The sequence below is a fragment of the Cupriavidus sp. HY129 genome, from assembly GCF_059492215.1.
On record NZ_CP083255.1, the window covers coordinates 1012742 to 1031208 of the forward strand.

Consider the following 18467-nt stretch of genomic DNA (forward strand, 5'->3'; position numbering starts at 1 on the left):
GGGTCAGAACTCGTACATGATCGAAATATCGCCGGTCATGTTGGCCGAGTGAGATACGACCGGGCTGTTGCGCGCATCGCCGACGAGCGCTGCGATGCCGAAATCGGCCGTGGCGAACCAGTGCTTGCCGAAGAACCACATCGCGGATACCCCCCCGCCGTATGAGCGGATGCCGGCGCCGGCATGGTACTGGGGCAGTCCTGAACGCGCCGATTGCTCCGCCGTGACACCGTACCAGCGACTCATGTAGGCCGAATCCGCGACCGTCATGGTGGGACCCGCGAACCAGGCGAACTTGTCCGAACTGCCCGGCAGCGGCATGTACGCGCCGAGGTCGCCCAGCCACCCGTTGGCACCCCCGAACTGGCGCCGCGCGTTCGCGCGAATCACAAGCGGAAACTCCTTCGAGACCACGTACTCCGCGAACAGCTTCGACTCGACCGCCATCCCGATGTTGCCGAGTCCGGCCAGATGGTCGTGGTCGTGCTTTTCGCGTCGGCCGAAGTCATAGGTCAGCGCAATACCGGCGCGCCAATGGTCGGAGTGGACGATGTTCCAGCCGAGGCCTTCGCCAGTGGACAGGAAGCCTTGGTCGCGGTACCGGATGTCGATCGCCGGGCCCGCCAGCGGATAGTAGTTGCCGGTGCCGTCGTAATACGGGCTGATACGGGCTGCCATGCCCAGGCGAACCGTCCAGTCGGGCGGGGGCCCCTCGAACAGCTTTTCCAGCGGCACGCCTACCGAGTACTGCCACTCGGCCAGCGGGGCCGGCGTCTGGGCGTGGGCTCGCGGCGCGGCCAGCAAGGCCACCAGCGCGAACATCGCCGTGGCGAGCCACAGTATCAGGGCGCGCGGGTACCGGCCATGTGCCACACCAGCCTGGTAATCCGAATTCGTCGACAAGTAATCACTCCGTTTCTTCTGGCGCTTCCCATGGGGGAAGGTGCGATGCAAAACCGGTGTAACGGCGCTGGCGGACGTGCGGATGACGCAAAGTCATCATTTTGCTGAAACCCGATGGCCATTGTGGCCGACGTGGCGGCCGGCGACCAGCCCTCCCCGGCCAGCCGTCAGTCGTCAGCCGTCAATTCCTGGCGCCGCGCTCGTCGTCCCATTGCCAGTCGCGCCGCATGATCAGGAATGTGAACGATGTGGACCAGCCTATCAGAATCAGGCCCACCAGCGGCTGTACGGCAGCCAGTAGACGCAGCTGGCCGATCGGGACGATGTCGCCGATGCTCTGTGTGGTGAAGGTTTCGAGGGAGAAATAGATATACGCCGCGGGGCCGTGCTCTTGCATGCCCGTCAGGCGGCCGATGCCAAGCCACTCGGTGCCGAGCCAGTAACCGCCGCTGAAAATCACGGCTTCGATGCAATGCGTGAGGATGATCAGCAGGATCATCACGGCAATGTTGAGTTTGCCGCTAAGGCGCTTGGGGTGAATCGAGGAGATTAGCCGAAGTGCTTCATAGTGCAGGCCGACGCAGATAACGGTCAGGCCGGCCGTGAGTCCGACTGCAAGAAGGTAATTAATTGGCGTGTCTGGCATCGTTCGCCGGGAGTTCGCGAGTGATGGGCAGACTATATACGGCGGCTTGATGCTTGCGCCATGGTGCGCACAAATGCCAACGCGGCGTGAACGCATGGCAGAGTGCATTCACGCCGCGCTGGATTGCGCACTGATGGCTTTCTTCAACTTGCTGCGGGGGCGCAGTTATTAGTGTCGTGTGTCGGGCTCAGACAGGTAGCGTCTGGACCACGATCGCGGCGGCGGCGCCGGTGGCGGCTGTGACGGCCAGCCATCCACTCAGGATCAGGGCACTGTTCTTGAAGCTCATGATGGACTCCGGGGCAACAACCGGAGCCGGCCAGAACAGTGGCCCTGATGCGACTCCGGTTACTTCTTTTCAACTACCGCCAGCATGGGGCGGGGCTCAGGCGTTTGCGCCTTCGGTGTACGGGTCGAACTTGCCGGTACGGGCACCGTCGTAGTACGGATCAACCTTGCGGGCCGGTTCGCTCGAGACACCGGTGCGATCCAGGCCGGCGACCATGCGTGCGCCGTCGGTGTACGGGTCGAACTTGCCGACCTTGGCGCCGTCGAGGTACGGGTCAACCTTGCGGGCCGGTTCGCTCGAGACACCGGTGCGGTCCAGACCGGCGACGATGCGGGCACCGTCGGTGTACGGATCGAACTTGCCTACCTTGGCGCCGTCGGTGAACGGGTCAGCCTTGCCGACCTTTGCACCATCGGTGTACGGGTCGGTCTTGCCGACGCGTGCGCCGTCGGTGAAGGCGCTGCGCTGGTCGTTCACGCGATAGCTGTAGCCGTAGACTTCGCCGGCCTTCTGGGCGGCGGGGGCGGCTTGTGCGGCACCAGTGACGAAAGCGGCGGCGAGTGCGGCGGCGGTCAGGATGGTCTTGGCGTTCATGATTGCTCTCCTTGCGAAGGGCCGGGCGATCTTGGTGTGTGGGTCGCGGGGCCGGTATTCTGTGCTGCGAATCTCAGGGGTCTTGGTTCGGGCGCTGTTGCTATCTACTGCTAGATAGGTAACCAGGGCTAAAAAAAAGACCGCCTCCCGGTACTGACAAACGACTTGGTATTGCGTGGATCGGCTTGGTGCTGCGGACTGCTTTGCTGCATCGCGTCGTCCATGAGCCAAATATTATCTACTACTAGATAGATAAGCAAGGGCTTTCTTCGAGACGCAATCATATTTCTGGTAAAGATAGCGAGTGATTGCGGGGTAACCGAAGCCGCTGATGACGTTTAAGCGACTGATTTAAAACATAAAATTGCGTTAGGCTATCGCCCGGCGCGACATGATTAGAGTATTTACTCTAGTTATGCCAACTCACCTGTCGCGTTGGGCGACCAAGCCCTCGAGCAGGGTCCGTGTCTGGTCGTGCATCACATCCTGCACGCGTTGCGTCTCGGCTTCCCCATAGCCCTGCCAGTTCAACGCCTTGAGAATATGACGCCGCATCACCTTGAACGATGCCACCTGGCTGTCGATGGCGATGGTGCGGATACGTGTGGATTCCGCCGTGGCCGGCTGCCCGGTCAGGCGGCCAACGATATGCGTGGTCAGCGCGAACAGCCGGTGGTTGATGCCGGCATCGAAGCGGTCGAATGCCGCCGGGGGGCCGAGTCCCGCGCGTTCACGGGCCATGAACTGACGCCAGTGCTCTGTATCGGGGCCCTCATATAGAAAGGCCATGAAGCGCGCCTGCAGCGCCAGGTAGGCGTCGATCAGCTCTGCATCACTGGCATCTTCCCGGGCCACCACGGCTTCCGCCCGGCCCACAACTTCCTCCAGCAGCGACCACACTCGCTCGACGAAGTAGTCGATGCATGCCAGGTAGACCCCTTCCTTGTTATCGAAGTAGTACTGGAGTGCCGGAGCGTTCACCCCGGCTTCGCGCGCGATGTCGCGGGTGGAAGCGCCGTCAAAGCCATGTGTGCCGAACAGCCGCAGCGCCGCATCAATGATACGGGCACGAGTCTCTTCGCCACGCTGGTAACCGCCTTCGGCCGCAGGCCTGTGTCGCGCCATGTCGGAAGTCCTTGTCGCTGAATTCAGACAGAAATATACCAGTTGACAGATTTTTACCAAGTGGAATAATTGCTCAGCCATTCCGGCTTCGAAGTCCCCGCGTCCCCATGTCCGCCACCCATTCCGCCGCAACGGCGTCGCCAGCCGGCGTCGCGCCAGAATCCGCCGTTTCCGACCGCACTTCGCGCCGCAAGCAGATCCTGCTTGGCGCGGGTTTGCTGCTTCTCGTGCTTGTCCTGGCGTACGGCGTGCGCTGGTGGCTCTATGCCCGTTTCATCGAAAGCACCGATGACGCCTATATCCAGGCCGACAGCGTGACGGTGGCACCCAAGGTCAACGGCTACGTGGCCGAAGTCTACGTGCGCGACAACCAGCAGATCCAGGCGGGCCAGGAACTGGTGCGGCTCGACAATCGCCAGTACCAGGCGGCCTATGACGAGGCGCAGGCGACCGTGGCTTCGCGGCAGGCCGACGTGACGCGCGCGGAAGCCGATCTCGCGCAGCAGCAGGCGAGGATCGCGCAGGCTGCCGCGGAAGTGGATGGCGCGCGAGCCAATTCGCGCTATGCGGCATCACAGGTGGAACGCTATGCGCCGCTGGTGAAATCGGGCGCCGAAACGGAAGAGCGCACTGCCGAGCTGAGCAATGCGCAGACCCGCGCATCCACCACGCTGGCGGCCAACGAGGCCGCTTTGCGAGTGGAACAAAGCCAGACGGTGACGCTGAAGGCGCGGATCGAGCAGGCGCATGCGCAGCTCGACGTGGCGCAGGCCAGCGCGCGTCAGGCAAAGCTCAATCTCGATGACACCGTGGTGCGATCCACCACGGCCGGGCGTGTTGCCGACAAGGGTGTGCGCGTCGGCCAGTTCGCCCAGCCCGGCATGCGTCTGCTGACCGTGGTGCCGGTGCAGGACCTCTATCTGACCGCCAATTTCAAGGAAACGCAGGTGGGCCGCATGCGCCCCGGCCAGCCGGTGACGCTCCACGTCGACGCGCTACCCGGTGAGGAGCTGCATGGTGTGGTCGATAGCCTGTCGCCCGGTACCGGCTCGCAGTTTGCCCTGCTGCCCGCGCAGAACGCCACGGGCAACTTCACCAAGATCGTCCAGCGCGTGCCGGTGCGGATTCATGTGGACGTGCCGACGGAAGCGCGCGCGATCCTGGTGCCGGGCCTGTCGGTAGTCGTCGACATCGACACGCGCGAGCTCCATCCCGCCAGGAGCCAGGCCGACATCAAGGCCACCCATGGCTGAAGCGGCCGCAATCGCGCGGGAGCCGAACGCTTCCGCGGCGGACTGGATTGCCGTGGCAGCCGGCTCCCTCGGGGCGCTTCTGGCCACGCTCGATATCTCCATCACGAACTCGGCGTTGCCGCAGATCCAGGGCCAGATCGGGGCGGCCGGTACCGAGGGTACCTGGATCTCTACCGGCTACCTGATGGCCGAGATCGTGATCATTCCGCTCACGGCATGGCTGACGCGAGTGTTCGGGCTGCGCCGCTTCCTGATGTGGAACGCGCTGCTGTTCACGGCGTTCTCGATGATGTGCGGCATGTCGCATAGCCTGACCCAAATGGTGGTCGGCCGTATCGGCCAGGGGATTGCCGGCGGTGCGATGATTCCGACCGCGCAGACCATCGTGCGGACGCGGCTGCCCCGGCACCAGATGCCGATCGGGATGTCGATGTTCGGCCTGATCGTGTTGCTCGGGCCCCTGCTCGGCCCGGTGGTGGGCGGATGGCTGGCCGAAAACGTCAACTGGCGCTGGTGCTTCTTCCTCAATCTGCCGATCACGGCGGTGCTGGTGCCGCTGCTGTACTTCGGCCTGAAATCCGAGCGCGCGGATTTCAACGCATTCTTCAAGGCCGACTGGCTCGGCATCGTTGGCCTTGCGGTGGGTCTCAGCTCCCTGACTGTGGTGCTCGAAGAAGGCCAGCGCGAGCAATGGTTCGAGTCGCACCTGATTATCTATCTGTCGTTGCTGGCGGCAGGCGGCCTGGCACTGATGCTCGTCGGGCAGCTCACCGCGAAGCAGCCCATCGTGCGTCTGCGCCTGCTGCTGAACAAGAACTACGCAAGCGTGATCCTGATCGTGACCACGGTGGGCGCCGGGGTGTACGGCGTGTCTTACCTGCTGCCGCAGTTTCTGGCGACGATCGCCGGCTACAACGCCGAGCAGGCGGGCGGCATCATGCTGCTGTCGGGCCTGCCTGCGTTTCTGCTGATGCCCGTGCTGCCGCGTATGCTCGGCAAGTTCGACAGCCGCTGGCTGGTCATCTCGGGGCTGGTGTGCTTCTTCGCCAGTTGCATGCTCGATATCGGCCTGACCGTCGACAGCGTTGGTCATGATTTCTATGCATCGCAGATCCTGCGGGGCTTCGGCCAGATCCTGGCGATGATGCCGCTGAATCAGGCATCGATGGCCGCCGTGGCCACGCACGAGGCGGGCGATGCCGCGGGCCTGTACAACATGGCGCGCAACCTTGGCGGCTCGATTGGCCTCGCGCTGCTCGGCACGCTGATCGACCGGCGCAATGCCTATCACGACTCGGTGATCCGCGAATCGGTGACCGCTAATAGCGCGATCGGTCAGGAGCACATGACGTCGAGCATCGCGAGCTTCATGGCCCAGGGCGGCGACTATGCTCATGCCCAGTTGCAGGCGATTGCCCAGCTGAGTGGCCAGATTGCCCGCCAGGCCGCTGTGATGACGTTCTCCGAAACCTTCTTCGCGCTTGGCGTGGCACTGCTGTTCTGTGTGCCGCTGGCCTTGCTGCTGAAACCGCCCCGTCCGGGCGCACCTATTTCCACCGGTCACTGATCATGTCTGTTTCCTTTCGTGCCACCTTGCTGACGCTTGCGGCGGCGATGTTCGCCGCGGGCTGCACCGTTGGCCCCGACTATCGCGGCGCGCCGCAGGTGGCTGGTAACGCGATCGACACCGGCAAATTTCCCCGCGCCGGGGAGGGCACCGACAGCCAGACGCCGCGTGTCGCTGACTGGTGGCACGCGCTGGGCGACACGCAACTCGATGGACTGATCGAATCGGCGTTGAAGCAAAGTCCCGATATCCGCGTGGCGCGCGCGCGCGTGCGACAGGCACGTGCCGGACTGGCCGGGAACAAGGCCAACCTGTTCCCGACGGTTGCCGTCGATGCGGCCACGTTGCGCACGCGCTCGCCGAACCTGTCCGCGCTGTCGGGCCAGGGCTCGTCGAATGCCGGGCGCGGGCCGTTGTCGCTCTATATCGCAGCCTTCGACGCAAGCTGGGAGATCGACCTGTTCGGCGGTACGCGTCGCTCGATCGAAGCCGCGTCGGCCGAAGCCGATGCCGCCGATGCGCAACTGGCCGATGCCCACGTGCAGTTGGCCGCCGAAGTGGCACAGGCCTACATCACGCTGCGCGAGCAGCAGGAAAGCCTTGCGCACCTGGCGTCGTCCGAGCAGCTTGAGGCGGAGATGCTCGACCTGACGCAGCAGCGTCGCGCGCGCGGTGTGGCATCGCAGCTTGAGGTGGAGAGGCTGATGACGCAACTCGACAACACGCGCGCGCAGATGTCGCCGGTGCAAGCCAGCATCGCCGAATCGCTGGACCAGCTTGCGATGCTGACCGGTCGCTCGCCGGGGACGCTCGACGCGGAGCTATCGGCGCCGAAGCCGTTGCCCGGCGTGCCGGAAACCGTCGCGGTTGGCGATCCGGCCGCGCTGCTGAAATCACGTCCCGATATCCGCGCCGCCGAAAGGCGTCTGGCATCGAGCACGGCGCAGATCGGCGTGCGCAAGGCGGACTGGTTTCCGAAGCTGTCGCTGCTCGGCTCGCTGGGCTTCGCGGCGACGGACCCCAGCCACCTCGCGCGCAAGGAAAATGGCACGTGGATGACGCTGCCGCGCCTGCAATGGAACATCCTCGATTTCGGCCGTGTGGCCGCAGGGGTCGAGGGCGCCGAGGGCGGGCGTGACGAAGCGGAGGCCAGCTACGAGAGCGTGGTGCTGAAGGCACTGCGCGATGCCGATGTCGCGTTGTCGCGCTACGGCCATCAGCGTGAGCACGTGGTTGTGCTGCGCCGCGTGGAAGCATCGGCGGAGCGCGCCTCGACGCTGCAGCAGCAGCGCTACCGCGCCGGCACGGCCAGCATGCTCGAATGGCTCGACGTCGAACGCACGCGAGTGGTGGCCCAACAGAGCCGCATCTCGGGCGATGCGGATCTCCTCAAGGATTTCGTCTCGCTGCAGAAGTCGCTGGGCCTCGGCTGGCAATCTTCCGCAGCGCCAGCCTCCTGACCCGGCCCGCTTACTGCGGCGCGTTTACCAGCGGCGGGTGGACTTCAACATCATCTCGATCCTTGTGAATGGCACCGCGCAGTGGCGGCAGGCGCGGGCGATTCTGCCCCCGCTCGACGATTCAGTTTTGATGTTCTGCATCGCGCCTCGGGGTAGCGGGACGGGCCCGGCGCACGAAACCGGATGGAATACGCTGGTGCAGGGCGGTGCCGTGTGACTAGAATTCCCCAGGACAGGCGCGCCCTGCCACCGCTTTGTGCGTGACAGGCGACTTGGGGCGGCGCGAACCCGGGACGAATGACCATGCATTTCAACGCCAACGACAGCATCGTGATCAACGTGGTCACCAGCCTGTTCGTGGTCTTCGTGGGCACGATGGTGGTCAAGCTGATCAACCGCTTTTTCTCGACCCGCCTGCAGGCCGACAATCGCGGCAGCTATCGCGCCTGGACCGTGGCATCGCGGAACTTCGTCGCGGCGGTGACCTTCCTGCTGCTGCTTGGCATCTGGGTGTCGGAACTGAAAAGCGTGGCGATCTCGCTGGCCGCGTTTGCCGCGGCACTGCTGCTGGTCGGTAAGGAACTGGTGATGTGCTTCCTGGGCGCGTTCATGCGCATGGTCACGCGACCGTTCCAGTTGGGCGATCTGGTGGAGATCGGGCCGTTCGGCGGCGAGGTCATCGATATGGATGTGATGTCGACCACGCTGGTGGAGGTAGCCCCGGCGCGTCATTACACAGGCTTTACCGTGCAGGTCCCCAACAGCATGTTGCTGACCACGGCGGTGCGCAACCATTCCCAGGCCGGTGCCTATACGCTCGATACCGTGCGCATTCCGCTGGAGGTGGGTGTGGACCCCGAGGATGTCGAGGCGCGCCTGATCAAGGTGGCGCGGCAGGCTTGCGAGGACTTCATGGAAGAAGCTGGCCGGACGCTGCGGCGCTATGGCGACATGCGGTTCGTCGACCTGTCGCAGTTCGAGCCGCGCGTGCTGTTCGAGCCGGTGGACGTGGACCGCTTCGACGCGATCGTGCGGTTTCCGGCCCCGGTTAGCGCCAGGCTGCCCGTAGCGCAGCAGATCGTGCGTGGCTACTATCGCGAGCCGGCGCGGAAGAGCGTCGCGCAGCAGTGAACCAACCACCTGGGGGTCGCCATGGCGCAGGCGTTGCAACAACGGAGTACGAGCGTTGGCCCCCGGTTCCTGTCGGCCTGCCTGTCGGCTTGCATCCTGGTGCTGGCAGGTTGCGCCAGTCTGCCTGCGCATCCTGACCGCACGCCGAGCTACGCGTCGACCGATACCAGCGACACGTTGCTGGCCACTTCCCTGGCGCCACGACTGGCGCGGAATCCGGGTCAATCGATCTTCTATCCGCTGGGTTCGGGGCCTGATGCGCTGGCGGTCCGCATGGCGTTGGCGCGCGCGGCGCGCAAGACGCTCGATCTCCAGTACTACTCCTTTGATGCGGATACCACGGGCAGCGCCCTGCTCGGAGAGTTGATCGATGCCGCCGACCGTGGCGTGCGGGTGCGCGTGCTGATCGACGACCTGCATTCCACCAATCAGGACAAGCTCTGGGCGGCGCTTGATGCCCATCCGAACATCGAGACCCGGCTGTTCAACCCGTTTGCCAGCCGCTCCGCGCGCTGGGCCGAGATGATGGTCGATTTCGGCCGCCTTGACCGGCGCATGCACAACAAGCTGATGGTGGCGGACAACCTCGTGGGCGTGGTCGGTGGCCGGAATATCGGCGATGCGTACTTCTCGGCCCGACCCGACGTTGATTTCAGCGACCTGGATGTGATGGTCGCCGGGCCCGTCGTGCAGGTCGCCAGCAAGGTGTTCGACCAGTACTGGAACAGCGAGAGCGCGTATCCGGTGGCAGCGCTGGTGCCCGAGGGCAAGGAAGCACCGGAGGAACTGCGACGCTTTCGCAAGGAAGTCGAGGCAAAGGGAGACATCGCTCGTGCCAGTCCTTTCGTGCAGGAGCTGCTGGACTCGGGGCTGGCGCGCGGCATCGAAGTGGGTCATCTGCCGGGCCACATCGGCAGCGCGCGCGTGATTGCCGACTCGCCTGACAAGATCGAGAACGATCCCGACGATCCGTCGACCCACGCCATTCCCCGCCTGCGGGCGCTGATGGAGGCGGCGCAGACCGAACTGGTGTTGATCTCGCCGTACTTCGTGCCAGACGACGACACCGAGAAATGGCTGGCTGCCATCGTCAAACGCGGCGTCAAGGTGCGGGTGCTGACCAACTCGTTCGCGGCCACGGATGTTTCCGCGGTCCATGCGGGATACGCGCCACGCCGTCTGGCGCTGCTCCACGCCGGAATCGAACTGTACGAACTCAAGCCCACCGCCAGCACCGGTTTGACGCAAGATCGTGGCAGACACGCTCGCACTTTCACATCGAGCCGCGCAACCCTTCACGCCAAGGCCTATGTCGTCGACCGGCGGTTCCTGTTCGTGGGCTCCCCGAACCTGGACCCGCGATCGAGCCGGCTCAATACCGAGATGGGGGTCGTGCTCGACAGCCCCACGCTGGCTGCCTGGTTCGTGTCCGACGTGGACAAGCGGCTGCCCGAGATCGCGTGGCGCATTGGGGTGCGTACCGATGCAGCGGGTCAGGAAGGCCTGACGTGGACAACGATGGAGCAGGGCAAGGAAGTCACCAACGACAAGGAGCCCGGCATGAGCGTGTGGCAGCACATCGGCATCGACTTTCTGGGACTCCTGCCGCTGGAGGATGAGCTGTAGCCGAGGGGATCCGTGGTGTGTCAGGCGGTGGCGTCGGGGGACTGGAGCAGTTGCAGCAGATGCTCCTGAAGCTTCGAAAGCTCCGGCGCGATACCGCCTGGAAAGCCCTGCCGGTCGCCACGCTTGTCGATCAGCAGGTCGGCGAGGAATGCTGATACAGCGGCCGGGGCGGCTAGCCTGGCCAACTGATTGGCAATGCGCGGATAGGTGTGGAACAGTTCGAGCGGCCGGACTTCACGCGGCAACTGGGCGAGCCATCTGAGTGCTTCGGATGTCAGCGCCTGTTCCGTGGCATCCGAGGGCTGGCGCATCTCGGTCCAGTCGGTCCGCGCGGCAGGCGGCATATTCCCGTCGAGTACCTTCTTGGCTTCCTCGACAGTCACGAACTCGAACGAAAGGGGGTCCATGGTGGCTCCACATCAACACGCCGGACGCCATTCGGCGACCGTCGACCATCTTATCGGATCAGACGCCCGTTTCTTGACGGCGGGTTTGCTTGCCCCACCAAAGTAGGGATTGGGGGTGCGGGGGGTGAGTGGCTGGCGCCACCAGTCGCGGCTATGCCGGCGGCTTCACTCCGGATCCATTCCGCCACACGCCGGACGTCCTCGCGCGGTTGCTCTCTGGCGTGAATCAGCCAGAAGGCGTTGGGGCTGGGCATGGCCGCACCACCGGTCGCGGCAACCACCAGTTGGCCGCCGTCGATCCACGACTGGATCAGTTCGAGGCGGCCAAGCGCCACGCCTTGCCCGGCCAGCGCTGCATGGATCACCTGATCGTACTGGTTGAAGCGCAGGATGCCGCGGCGGCTGGCCTGGCGGTAGCCTTGCGCACCGAGCCAGTTGCGCCAGTGCAGCCATGGGCGTGGATCATCGAACTCGATCAACGGCAGTTCCGCCAGCGCCTCGGGCGTCGTCACGAGGTGGGCGCCCATCGAGGGGTTCGCCACCGGGGCGATGGTCTCGTCGAACAGATGGACGGCAAGGGGCGGCGCCGCCGATGCCGGGCAATAGCGGATCGCCAGATCGATGCCATCGGCACGCAGATCGCTGATCTGGTTGTTGGCGGACAGTCGCACGTCCAGGCCAGGGTACTGGCGCTGCAGCGAGCCCAGCCGCGGCAACAGCCAGAGGCCCGCCACGCCAATGCTGGCCGTTACCGTCACGGGTTGCCGGCCATCGCGCTTGCGAAGCTCCGCCGCCACGTTTTGCAGTTGCAGCAAGGCGCCGTCGGCGCTGCGGAACAGCCGCTCGCCTTCCGGCGTGAACGCGACACCCCGGTGCCGCCGGATAAACAGCCGGACCTGAAGCTGCTCTTCGAGCGCCCGGACCTGGCGGCTGACGGCCGACTGGGTCAGGCAGAGGTCCTCGGCGGCTTGCGTGATGCTCATGCGCCGGCCTACGGCGACGAAGCCCTTGAGCAGATCGAGGGAAAACATCCGGGCGAGCGGTTCGGACATGACGGGGGCGTATGGCTGTGGCAGGGGCGAATGGCGCCATTACAGCATGGCTCGCCATCTCTTGCCATGCGTGTGGCGCATGGCAAAACGCCCGAAATGTCGGTTGAATCGCCGCACCGGAGCACATGAAATGGAGGGCATTCAAGGCCTTCCTCCGACCGACAGCATGACCAACGCTCCCCGCTCCCATACTCGCGCCGCATCTCAGCCCGCGGCCCCTGCGCCATGGTGGCGCGATACCGTCTTCCTGTTGCTGGCCGGCGGGCTGGTCATGGGGCTGGCGCTGGGCGCGCGGCACGTGCAAGGGCTGTTCCTGCTGCCGATCATCGGCGACCGAGGCTGGACGCGCGAGTCGATCGGCTTCGCCATGGCCGTGCAAAACCTGACCTGGGGCATCGCGCAACCATTCACCGGCATGGTGGCCGACCGGTTCGGCTCCTGGAAGGTGATGCTGGCCGGTCTGGTGCTGTACGCGCTGGGCCTCTACGGGATGGCGGTGATCACGAGCGCGCCGGCATTCGTGCTGGTCGCCGGGGTTTGCATCGGCGTGGCGCAGTCTGGCACGACCTTCGGCGTGGTCTATGGCGCGCTGAGCCGCATGGTGCCGCCAGAGGACCGCAGCCGCACGCTGGGCATCGCCGGGGCAATCGGTGGCATCGGCCAGTTCCTGATGGTTCCATCCGCGCAGGCGCTGTTGTCGTTCGCCGGCTGGACGAATGCGCTGATGGTGCTGGCGGTATGCGCGGCGGTGTTGATCCCGTTCGCGTTGCCGTTCCGCGATCGCGTCCCGGCATCCGATGCTGCTACCGGCGGCCAGCCACCGATGCCGATGCTGGCCGCCATCCGCGAGGCTTTCAGCCACTCGGGCTTCTGGCTGCTCAACCTCGGCTTCCTGGCATGTGGCTTCCAATTGGCCTTTATCGCCAACCATCTGCCCGCCTACCTGCGCGACAAGGGGCTGCAGCCCGCTGACGGCATGGCCGCGCTGGCCATCATCGCGCTGGCCAATATCTTCGGCACCTATGCGTTCGGCTGGCTGGGCGGGCGGCATACGCGGAAGTACCTGCTAGCCGGCATCTACCTGGCGCGTACGTCGGCAATGGCCCTGTTCGTGCTGCTGCCCCTGAGCCCGATAAGCCTGTATGCGTTCGCAGCGGTGATGGGCTTCCTGTGGCTCGGCACCGTGCCGCTGACCAGCGGCATCGTCTCCCAGGTATTCGGCGTGCGCTACATCACCACGCTGTTCGGCTTCGTCTTCTTCGGCCACCAGCTCGGCTCGTTCCTGGGCGTGTGGCTGGGTGGGGTGGTGTTCGAGCTGACGCGGTCCTATGACCTGGTCTGGATGGGGGCGATGGCACTGGGGGTGATTGCCGCCGCGCTGCACTGGCCGATTGACGATCGGGCGATCGCGCGCGCGCCGATGCGCCCGGCACGGGCATGACGGGCTATGTGTCCTGCGGAATAAACCCTGGCGATCCGGTGTTTACGTAGCAGGCGAGATACGCGCTCAAGCAGTCCAAGTGGAGTATGCTGGGCACGAGAGTCTCACCGATACCGGAGCCAACCATGCAACTTCGTTTACCCGTCTGGATGGGGATCGCCGCCCTGGTCTTGAGCGCATGTGCGTCGCTGCAACCCGTGGAGACCGGGCAGAAGATGATCGGGAGTCCGCAGTCGGCCGTGAGCGACACATTTGGCAAGCCCACCGAGACGCATCAGCTTGCCGACGGCACGCTGCGCTGGATCTACTCGAAGCAGCCCTACGGGTATGACGTTTACGCGGCCGATTTCGATGGATCGGGCAAGCTGATCGCGTTCCGGCAGATGCTGACCGAGGCCGAAATCTACAAGGCGCAGCCCAACGCCTGGACCAAGCGGGACGTTCTGGAACGTTGGGGCATGCCGCGCGAGCCAATTCAGTACTACCCGTTGATGAAGCGCGAGGCGTGGTCGTACCGCATGTACCTGCCCGGCTACGTGCCGGCGCATTTCAGCGCCTACTTCGACGATAACGGGGTGCTGGATCGCACGATGATCATCATGGATACGTACGGCGCGGACCGCAGCCGCTCGAAGTAGCGGCCGCGTTACCCGATGCGGTACTGCCCTGGCGGCGAGATTAGTCACCAGGGCATCCGCGCAGTTAGCCGCGAAGGCATCCGCGAAGTCTCCCCGAAGTTAGCCCCGACGAACGGCGGTGACCTTGCCGCCCACCACGTCGATGGACCGGCGCTGCGGGTTGTAGTCCATCGTGGCCGGCAGGCTCTGGCCGTCGCGGCTGCCGAAGCGCCAGGCACAGCCCTTGAGCAGGGCGGCGGCCTCGGCTTCGGTCTTGCCGATCAGCGCCTCGTCGCCCAGCTTGTCGGCCTGGCAACCCTCCGGCGTGCCACGGCCACCCTGGGGGCCCGGGTTCGGAATCGGCTCTGCCGGCGGTTGCGACGCGCAACCGGCCACCATGGCGACGAGCGCGACAGCACTGGCGGTGGTCAGTCGCTTCAATTGGCGGTTCGATCGAGTCATGCGGAGGCTCCTTGTGAAGATAACAGCGATTTCTAGAGTTTCTGCGCTGCCGCCAGCGTGAAGATCTTGCTCCAGCGGTTGGCGGTGCTGCCGTCCGCGACGGGGATCTTCCAGTCTGCGGGCGTGTGGTGGTGCAGCGTCAGCGCAATGTGCCACTTGCCATCGGCGGCAACGGCGCGGGCCTCGCCGATATCGGCGAAGATCAGCACGACACGCCGGCCATTCATCTCCAGGACACCGTTCTTGCGCTCGGCGTCCAGCCTCAGGCTACCCCAGTCTCCGGTCAGCGCGAGCACTCGCTCGCCGTTGACACGCTTGCCGTGGATGGCCCGATAGCGTTGCAGCCAGCGCACGGCCAGCGCGGTCAGGGCGGCAAGCAGCGCAACCACTGCGGCGGTGCCGGCGATCGCGCCGTAAGCGGCGGCTACTTTCAGGTAGAGCTGCACGACGCCGTAGACAAAGGCAGCCAGTAACGCCAGCCCCAGGAGAATGATTGGCACGTTCGGTTTTCCGGATGTGTTGTGCATTGGCGGCGCCACCGGGCGCCGCGCCAGTGTCGGACTGCGCAAGCCTATAATGGTTCGCCCCGCACAGCCAGTCGGGGCCCCGATCTGGTTCGGCCGACCTTCCATGCCATCGTATCCTCTCGTCCTTTGTCTGACCATCGCCGTGGTGTGCAGCGTGGGCATGGCCATTGCCGCCTGGCCGCGCCGTGACGACCCTACGGTCAGGGCGTTCCTGCTGCTGGCCGGGGGCGTGGTGGTCTGGAGCGGCGGACGGCTGCTCGAGATCAGCGAATCGGACATGGCTGGGCGGATCTTCTGGGCCAAGCTCCAGTACCTCGGGATCGTGGCCGTGCCAATTGGCTGGCTCGTGGCGATGATCCATGTCAGCCGGCCGCATTTCGTGGTGCCCTGGTCGAAGCTATGGGTGCCCGTGATGGCGGCCGTCCTGTCGGTCGTGCTCGTGTTTACCAATGAGCGCCACCATCTGGTCTGGACCTCGATCGAACTGATGCCCCCCGGTGTATCACCCGGCGCTGTGTTCCACCACGGCATCGGCTACACGATCATGGCGGCGTGGACCTATGCGCTGCTCGGACTGAGCCTGTACTTCCTCATCACGGCCAAGGTGCCGAACGCGGCGTTGTCGGTGCGCGGACGGAACATCCTGGCGTGCGGCCTGGCGCTGCCGCTGGTCTTTCATCTCGCCTATCTGGAACGCCTGACCGGCCCGCTCGGCGGTGATCTCACACCGGCCACGTTCTCGGTCATGACGGTGCTGGTCTGGTTCTGTGCGCTGCGATCGCATCTGGACGATGTCGGGCACTACGCGCGGCTGCGTGTTTTCGACACTATCCGCGAAGGCTGCGTGATCCTCGGCCTGGACGGCACCATCGTCGAGTTCAACCCCGCGGCGGCGCGCATGTTGCCGGAACTGGCGCAAGGCGAGGTGGCGCCTGCCACGTGGCAGGACTTGCTGTCTTTGCCGACCACGGCCGAAGACGTCGGCACGAATCCCGGGATTCCCCAGGGCGCGCAGTACGAACTGACGGTGGAGCCCGTTTGCCGGATGGATGGCAAGCCAATCGGCAGGCTCGTGTTCATGCGCGACATCAGCCGCTATCAGTCGCGCGAGCAGGCGCTGGCCATGCAGCTTGGGCAGACCGCGCAGGAGTTGTCGCGCGCCCAGGCGGACCTCGACGTCGATGCCCTGACCGGCATTCCGAATCGCCGCTACTTCCAGCGCGAGTCGCATGCCGCGGTGACACGCGCCTACGAACGCGGCACGGAAATCGGCCTGCTGATTCTGGATGTCGACCTGTTCAAGCAGTTCAACGATCTCTATGGCCATCCGCGTGGCGATGAGTGCCTGCGGCAGGTCGCGACGGCCTTGACCTGCGTGCTCGACGGCACGCAGTTTTGCGCCCGCCTGGGTGGCGAGGAGTTTGCCGTGGTGCTGCCGGATTCCACGTCCGAGGAGACGAGAACCATCGCGCGCCGGATGGTGGCAGCGGTGCGCGAGCTGGGCATTCCCCACCACGGCACGCCGGTGCAGCCGTTCGTGACGATCAGCGTCGGCGCGGTCTGCGCCGTGCCCGACGCGCCGCGCCTCGAGCCACTGCTGCATCGCGCCGACAGCGCCATGTACCGCGCCAAGCGGGCGGGCCGGAACCGCTACGTGGTCGATGGCGGGCTCTACCTGGAACTGCGCGGCAACTGACCCGGAATGAATTCGCGAGAATTCACACAGGGGCTTGCAAATTCCACAGGCTTCTGTAGAATTCGCGGCTCGCATCGCCCAGATGGCGGAATTGGTAGACGCACTAGGTTCAGGTCCTAGCGGTGGCAACACTGTGGAGGTTCGAGTCCTCTTCTGGGCACCAGATTCGAAAAGCCCCGCGCAAGCGGGGCTTTTTTCGTTCTCCGCCCGGAAAGAAAGGCCCTTGAGGGCCTTTCGCGAGGACGAGAAAAGGTTGCGCTTGCAAGCGCAACCCGGGGTCGCGCATGGGTGACCGAGTCCTCTTCTGGGCACCAGATTCGAAAAGCCCCGCGCAAGCGGGGCTTTTTTCGTTTCTACGCCCGGAAAGAAAGGCTTCCCTCAGCCGTTGCCCACCACCAATCCGCCAACGCCCACGCGCCCTTGCTGCTCCGTAGCGGCGTGGCGCACGACATCCCCCACCATCTCGGCCGTCACGGCGGACAGCGTCCAGCCCAGATGCCCATGCCCTGTGTTGTAGAACACGTTAGCGGCATGGCCCCGACCGACGCGCGGCATCATGTTTGGCATCATCGGTCGCAACCCCGCCCAGGGCACCACGCTGCGGGTGCTGACGCCGGGGAAGCAAGCATGGACCCAGTCGATCAGCGGACGGATGCGATCGGCGCGGATGTCGCGGTCGACGCCATTGAACTCTGCGGTGCCGGCTATGCGGAATCGGTCCACGCCCAGACGGCTGGTGACAAGCTTGGTTTCGTCGTCGAGCAGGCTGACCGTGGGCGCCGAGGCCTGGCTTTCGGCGTCGTTGAGGTTGACCGTGATCGAATAGCCCTTGACCGGGTAGATGTTCACGCGGTCTCCGAGTTGGCGCGCGAATTCGCGGCTGGCAACGCCGGCGCAGACGACCACGGCGTCGAATTCGCGTGATGTCGTCTGGCCATCGTCAGCCGAGACGATCGTCACTCGCCGGCCGCTGGTCGACACGGCGCTCACGTCCTGGTTGTAGAGCATCTGCACGCCCAGTCTGCGCGCCGCCGCAGCGATACCAGTGGTGAACTTGTGGATGTCGCCGGTAGAGTCGCTTTCGGTGTAGTAGCCGCCGTAGTACCGGCCTGCCAGCGTCGGCTCGATGCTTCGCATCTCGTCCGGGGTCACCGCGCGCCGTTCGAGTCCGCCTTCGGTGAGCAGCTTCGAGACTTGCCCTGCGTGATCGAAGCCCGCCTTGTCCCGATAGATATGCAGGATGCCGCGCCGCTTGAGGTCGAAGTCGATGCCCTCCGCCTCCGCCCACGCAAACAGGTGCTGGCGCGCGGCAATGGCAAGCCGCGTGGTCTCCACCGTGTTGCGGCGGTAATGCGGGATCGATGCGATGAACTCGGCGAACCAGCTCAGCTTGTGCCAGGTCGGACGCGGATTGACGAGCAGCGGCGCGTCATTGCGCAGCATCCACTTCAGGCCCTTGGCCAGCGTGGACCAGTGCGTCCAGACTTCCGCGTTGGAGGCGGAGAGCTGTCCGCCGTTGGCGAACGAGGTTTCCATGGCCGCATAGCGGTGCCGTTCGAACAGGGTGACGGAGAACCCGCGTTTGGCCAGGGCGTAGGCCGTCGTGGCGCCGGTGATGCCGCCGCCGATCACTGCAATGGATTTCATGTCGAAGGTCTTTCAGGACGTCGT

General features: G+C 65.0%; 18 protein-coding genes and 1 tRNA gene. 10 read left to right on the forward strand and 9 right to left on the reverse strand.

The window, feature by feature from the left end; translation table 11 throughout:
• Positions 1 to 3: 3 nt before the first annotated feature.
• From K6G35_RS20895 to K6G35_RS20910, 4 genes are all read right to left on the reverse strand, one after another.
• Positions 4 to 903: a MipA/OmpV family protein gene (locus K6G35_RS20895; RefSeq protein WP_008642631.1), complete on the reverse strand. Its 900-nt coding sequence runs from the start codon at positions 901 to 903 to the stop codon at positions 4 to 6.
• Between the two features lie 181 nt (positions 904 to 1084).
• Complete coding sequence (locus K6G35_RS20900; RefSeq protein WP_008642630.1) at positions 1085 to 1549, reverse strand: ion channel; 465 nt, start codon at positions 1547 to 1549, stop codon at positions 1085 to 1087.
• Between the two features lie 385 nt (positions 1550 to 1934).
• Complete coding sequence (locus K6G35_RS20905; protein ID WP_011519329.1) at positions 1935 to 2432, reverse strand: hypothetical protein; 498 nt, start codon at positions 2430 to 2432, stop codon at positions 1935 to 1937.
• A 423-nt stretch (positions 2433 to 2855) separates the two neighbouring features.
• Positions 2856 to 3557 (reverse strand): CerR family C-terminal domain-containing protein, encoded by a 702-nt coding sequence (locus K6G35_RS20910; protein WP_008649510.1) that lies wholly within the window; start codon positions 3555 to 3557, stop codon positions 2856 to 2858.
• Between the two features lie 107 nt (positions 3558 to 3664).
• Here K6G35_RS20910 and K6G35_RS20915 point away from each other — a divergent pair, with 107 nt between their 5' ends.
• From K6G35_RS20915 to K6G35_RS20940, 6 genes are all read left to right on the forward strand, one after another.
• On the forward strand, positions 3665 to 4810 hold the full coding sequence (locus K6G35_RS20915; RefSeq protein ID WP_008649511.1) for an HlyD family secretion protein: 1146 nt from the start codon (positions 3665 to 3667) through the stop codon (positions 4808 to 4810).
• Positions 4803 to 6377, forward strand: coding sequence for a DHA2 family efflux MFS transporter permease subunit (locus K6G35_RS20920; protein WP_186426098.1), 1575 nt, complete (start codon positions 4803 to 4805; stop codon positions 6375 to 6377). Before K6G35_RS20915 ends, K6G35_RS20920 begins: the two co-directional genes overlap by 8 nt.
• Before the next feature lie 2 nt (positions 6378 to 6379).
• The gene (locus tag K6G35_RS20925; protein WP_008649513.1) at positions 6380 to 7837 is read left to right on the forward strand and encodes an efflux transporter outer membrane subunit; all 1458 of its coding nucleotides are present in this window, start codon (positions 6380 to 6382) and stop codon (positions 7835 to 7837) included.
• A 37-nt stretch (positions 7838 to 7874) separates the two neighbouring features.
• Complete coding sequence (locus K6G35_RS20930) at positions 7875 to 8054, forward strand: hypothetical protein (protein WP_040011187.1); 180 nt, start codon at positions 7875 to 7877, stop codon at positions 8052 to 8054.
• Positions 8055 to 8140: 86 nt separating this feature from the next.
• Positions 8141 to 8968: a mechanosensitive ion channel family protein gene (locus K6G35_RS20935; RefSeq protein WP_495676955.1), complete on the forward strand. Its 828-nt coding sequence runs from the start codon at positions 8141 to 8143 to the stop codon at positions 8966 to 8968.
• A 21-nt stretch (positions 8969 to 8989) separates the two neighbouring features.
• A complete protein-coding gene (locus tag K6G35_RS20940) occupies positions 8990 to 10594 on the forward strand; it encodes a phospholipase D family protein (RefSeq protein WP_495676956.1) in 1605 nt (534 codons plus the stop codon).
• A 20-nt stretch (positions 10595 to 10614) separates the two neighbouring features.
• On the opposite strand, the gene K6G35_RS20945 is transcribed toward K6G35_RS20940, so the two are convergent.
• Together K6G35_RS20945 and K6G35_RS20950 are read right to left on the reverse strand one after the other, a co-directional pair.
• Positions 10615 to 11001 (reverse strand): hypothetical protein, encoded by a 387-nt coding sequence (locus K6G35_RS20945; protein WP_017513275.1) that lies wholly within the window; start codon positions 10999 to 11001, stop codon positions 10615 to 10617.
• 50 nt (positions 11002 to 11051) lie between these two features.
• A complete protein-coding gene (locus tag K6G35_RS20950) occupies positions 11052 to 12053 on the reverse strand; it encodes a LysR substrate-binding domain-containing protein (protein ID WP_495676957.1) in 1002 nt (333 codons plus the stop codon).
• Between the two features lie 166 nt (positions 12054 to 12219).
• Between K6G35_RS20950 and K6G35_RS20955 the strand changes: the two genes are divergently transcribed.
• On the forward strand, positions 12220 to 13494 hold the full coding sequence (locus K6G35_RS20955) for an MFS transporter (RefSeq protein ID WP_495676958.1): 1275 nt from the start codon (positions 12220 to 12222) through the stop codon (positions 13492 to 13494).
• Positions 13495 to 13619: 125 nt separating this feature from the next.
• On the forward strand, positions 13620 to 14132 hold the full coding sequence (locus K6G35_RS20960; protein ID WP_008649521.1) for a hypothetical protein: 513 nt from the start codon (positions 13620 to 13622) through the stop codon (positions 14130 to 14132).
• 99 nt (positions 14133 to 14231) lie between these two features.
• On the opposite strand, the gene K6G35_RS20965 is transcribed toward K6G35_RS20960, so the two are convergent.
• Together K6G35_RS20965 and K6G35_RS20970 are read right to left on the reverse strand one after the other, a co-directional pair.
• On the reverse strand, positions 14232 to 14573 hold the full coding sequence (locus K6G35_RS20965; protein WP_008649522.1) for a hypothetical protein: 342 nt from the start codon (positions 14571 to 14573) through the stop codon (positions 14232 to 14234).
• 32 nt (positions 14574 to 14605) lie between these two features.
• Positions 14606 to 15073 carry a hypothetical protein gene (locus K6G35_RS20970; protein WP_008649524.1) on the reverse strand — a complete coding sequence of 156 codons (468 nt, stop codon included), beginning with the start codon at positions 15071 to 15073 and terminating at the stop codon, positions 14606 to 14608.
• A gap of 130 nt (positions 15074 to 15203) precedes the next feature.
• Here K6G35_RS20970 and K6G35_RS20975 point away from each other — a divergent pair, with 130 nt between their 5' ends.
• Positions 15204 to 16796: a diguanylate cyclase domain-containing protein gene (locus K6G35_RS20975; RefSeq protein ID WP_008649526.1), complete on the forward strand. Its 1593-nt coding sequence runs from the start codon at positions 15204 to 15206 to the stop codon at positions 16794 to 16796.
• A 76-nt stretch (positions 16797 to 16872) separates the two neighbouring features.
• A tRNA-Leu gene (locus K6G35_RS20980) sits at positions 16873 to 16959 on the forward strand.
• A gap of 215 nt (positions 16960 to 17174) precedes the next feature.
• On the opposite strand, the gene K6G35_RS20985 is transcribed toward K6G35_RS20980, so the two are convergent.
• Positions 17175 to 18443 carry a D-amino acid dehydrogenase gene (locus K6G35_RS20985; RefSeq protein ID WP_035884441.1) on the reverse strand — a complete coding sequence of 423 codons (1269 nt, stop codon included), beginning with the start codon at positions 18441 to 18443 and terminating at the stop codon, positions 17175 to 17177.
• Between the last annotated feature and the right edge of the window lie 24 nt (positions 18444 to 18467).

Bases quoted from the DNA above. Each gene is read 5' to 3' on its own strand.
- K6G35_RS20965 (WP_008649522.1), bottom strand. From the start codon at position 14,573: ATGACTCGATCGAACCGCCAATTGAAGCGACTGACCACCGCCAGTGCT.
- K6G35_RS20940 (WP_495676956.1), top strand. From the start codon at position 8,990: ATGGCGCAGGCGTTGCAACAACGGAGTACGAGCGTTGGCCCCCGGTTC.
- K6G35_RS20910 (WP_008649510.1), bottom strand. From the start codon at position 3,557: ATGGCGCGACACAGGCCTGCGGCCGAAGGCGGTTACCAGCGTGGCGAA.
- K6G35_RS20925 (WP_008649513.1), top strand. From the start codon at position 6,380: ATGTCTGTTTCCTTTCGTGCCACCTTGCTGACGCTTGCGGCGGCGATG.
- K6G35_RS20945 (WP_017513275.1), bottom strand. From the start codon at position 11,001: ATGGACCCCCTTTCGTTCGAGTTCGTGACTGTCGAGGAAGCCAAGAAG.
- K6G35_RS20955 (WP_495676958.1), top strand. From the start codon at position 12,220: ATGACCAACGCTCCCCGCTCCCATACTCGCGCCGCATCTCAGCCCGCG.
- K6G35_RS20950 (WP_495676957.1), bottom strand. From the start codon at position 12,053: ATGTCCGAACCGCTCGCCCGGATGTTTTCCCTCGATCTGCTCAAGGGC.
- K6G35_RS20915 (WP_008649511.1), top strand. From the start codon at position 3,665: ATGTCCGCCACCCATTCCGCCGCAACGGCGTCGCCAGCCGGCGTCGCG.
- K6G35_RS20935 (WP_495676955.1), top strand. From the start codon at position 8,141: ATGCATTTCAACGCCAACGACAGCATCGTGATCAACGTGGTCACCAGC.
- K6G35_RS20985 (WP_035884441.1), bottom strand. From the start codon at position 18,443: ATGAAATCCATTGCAGTGATCGGCGGCGGCATCACCGGCGCCACGACG.
- K6G35_RS20960 (WP_008649521.1), top strand. From the start codon at position 13,620: ATGCAACTTCGTTTACCCGTCTGGATGGGGATCGCCGCCCTGGTCTTG.
- K6G35_RS20900 (WP_008642630.1), bottom strand. From the start codon at position 1,549: ATGCCAGACACGCCAATTAATTACCTTCTTGCAGTCGGACTCACGGCC.
- K6G35_RS20975 (WP_008649526.1), top strand. From the start codon at position 15,204: ATGCCATCGTATCCTCTCGTCCTTTGTCTGACCATCGCCGTGGTGTGC.
- K6G35_RS20920 (WP_186426098.1), top strand. From the start codon at position 4,803: ATGGCTGAAGCGGCCGCAATCGCGCGGGAGCCGAACGCTTCCGCGGCG.
- K6G35_RS20905 (WP_011519329.1), bottom strand. From the start codon at position 2,432: ATGAACGCCAAGACCATCCTGACCGCCGCCGCACTCGCCGCCGCTTTC.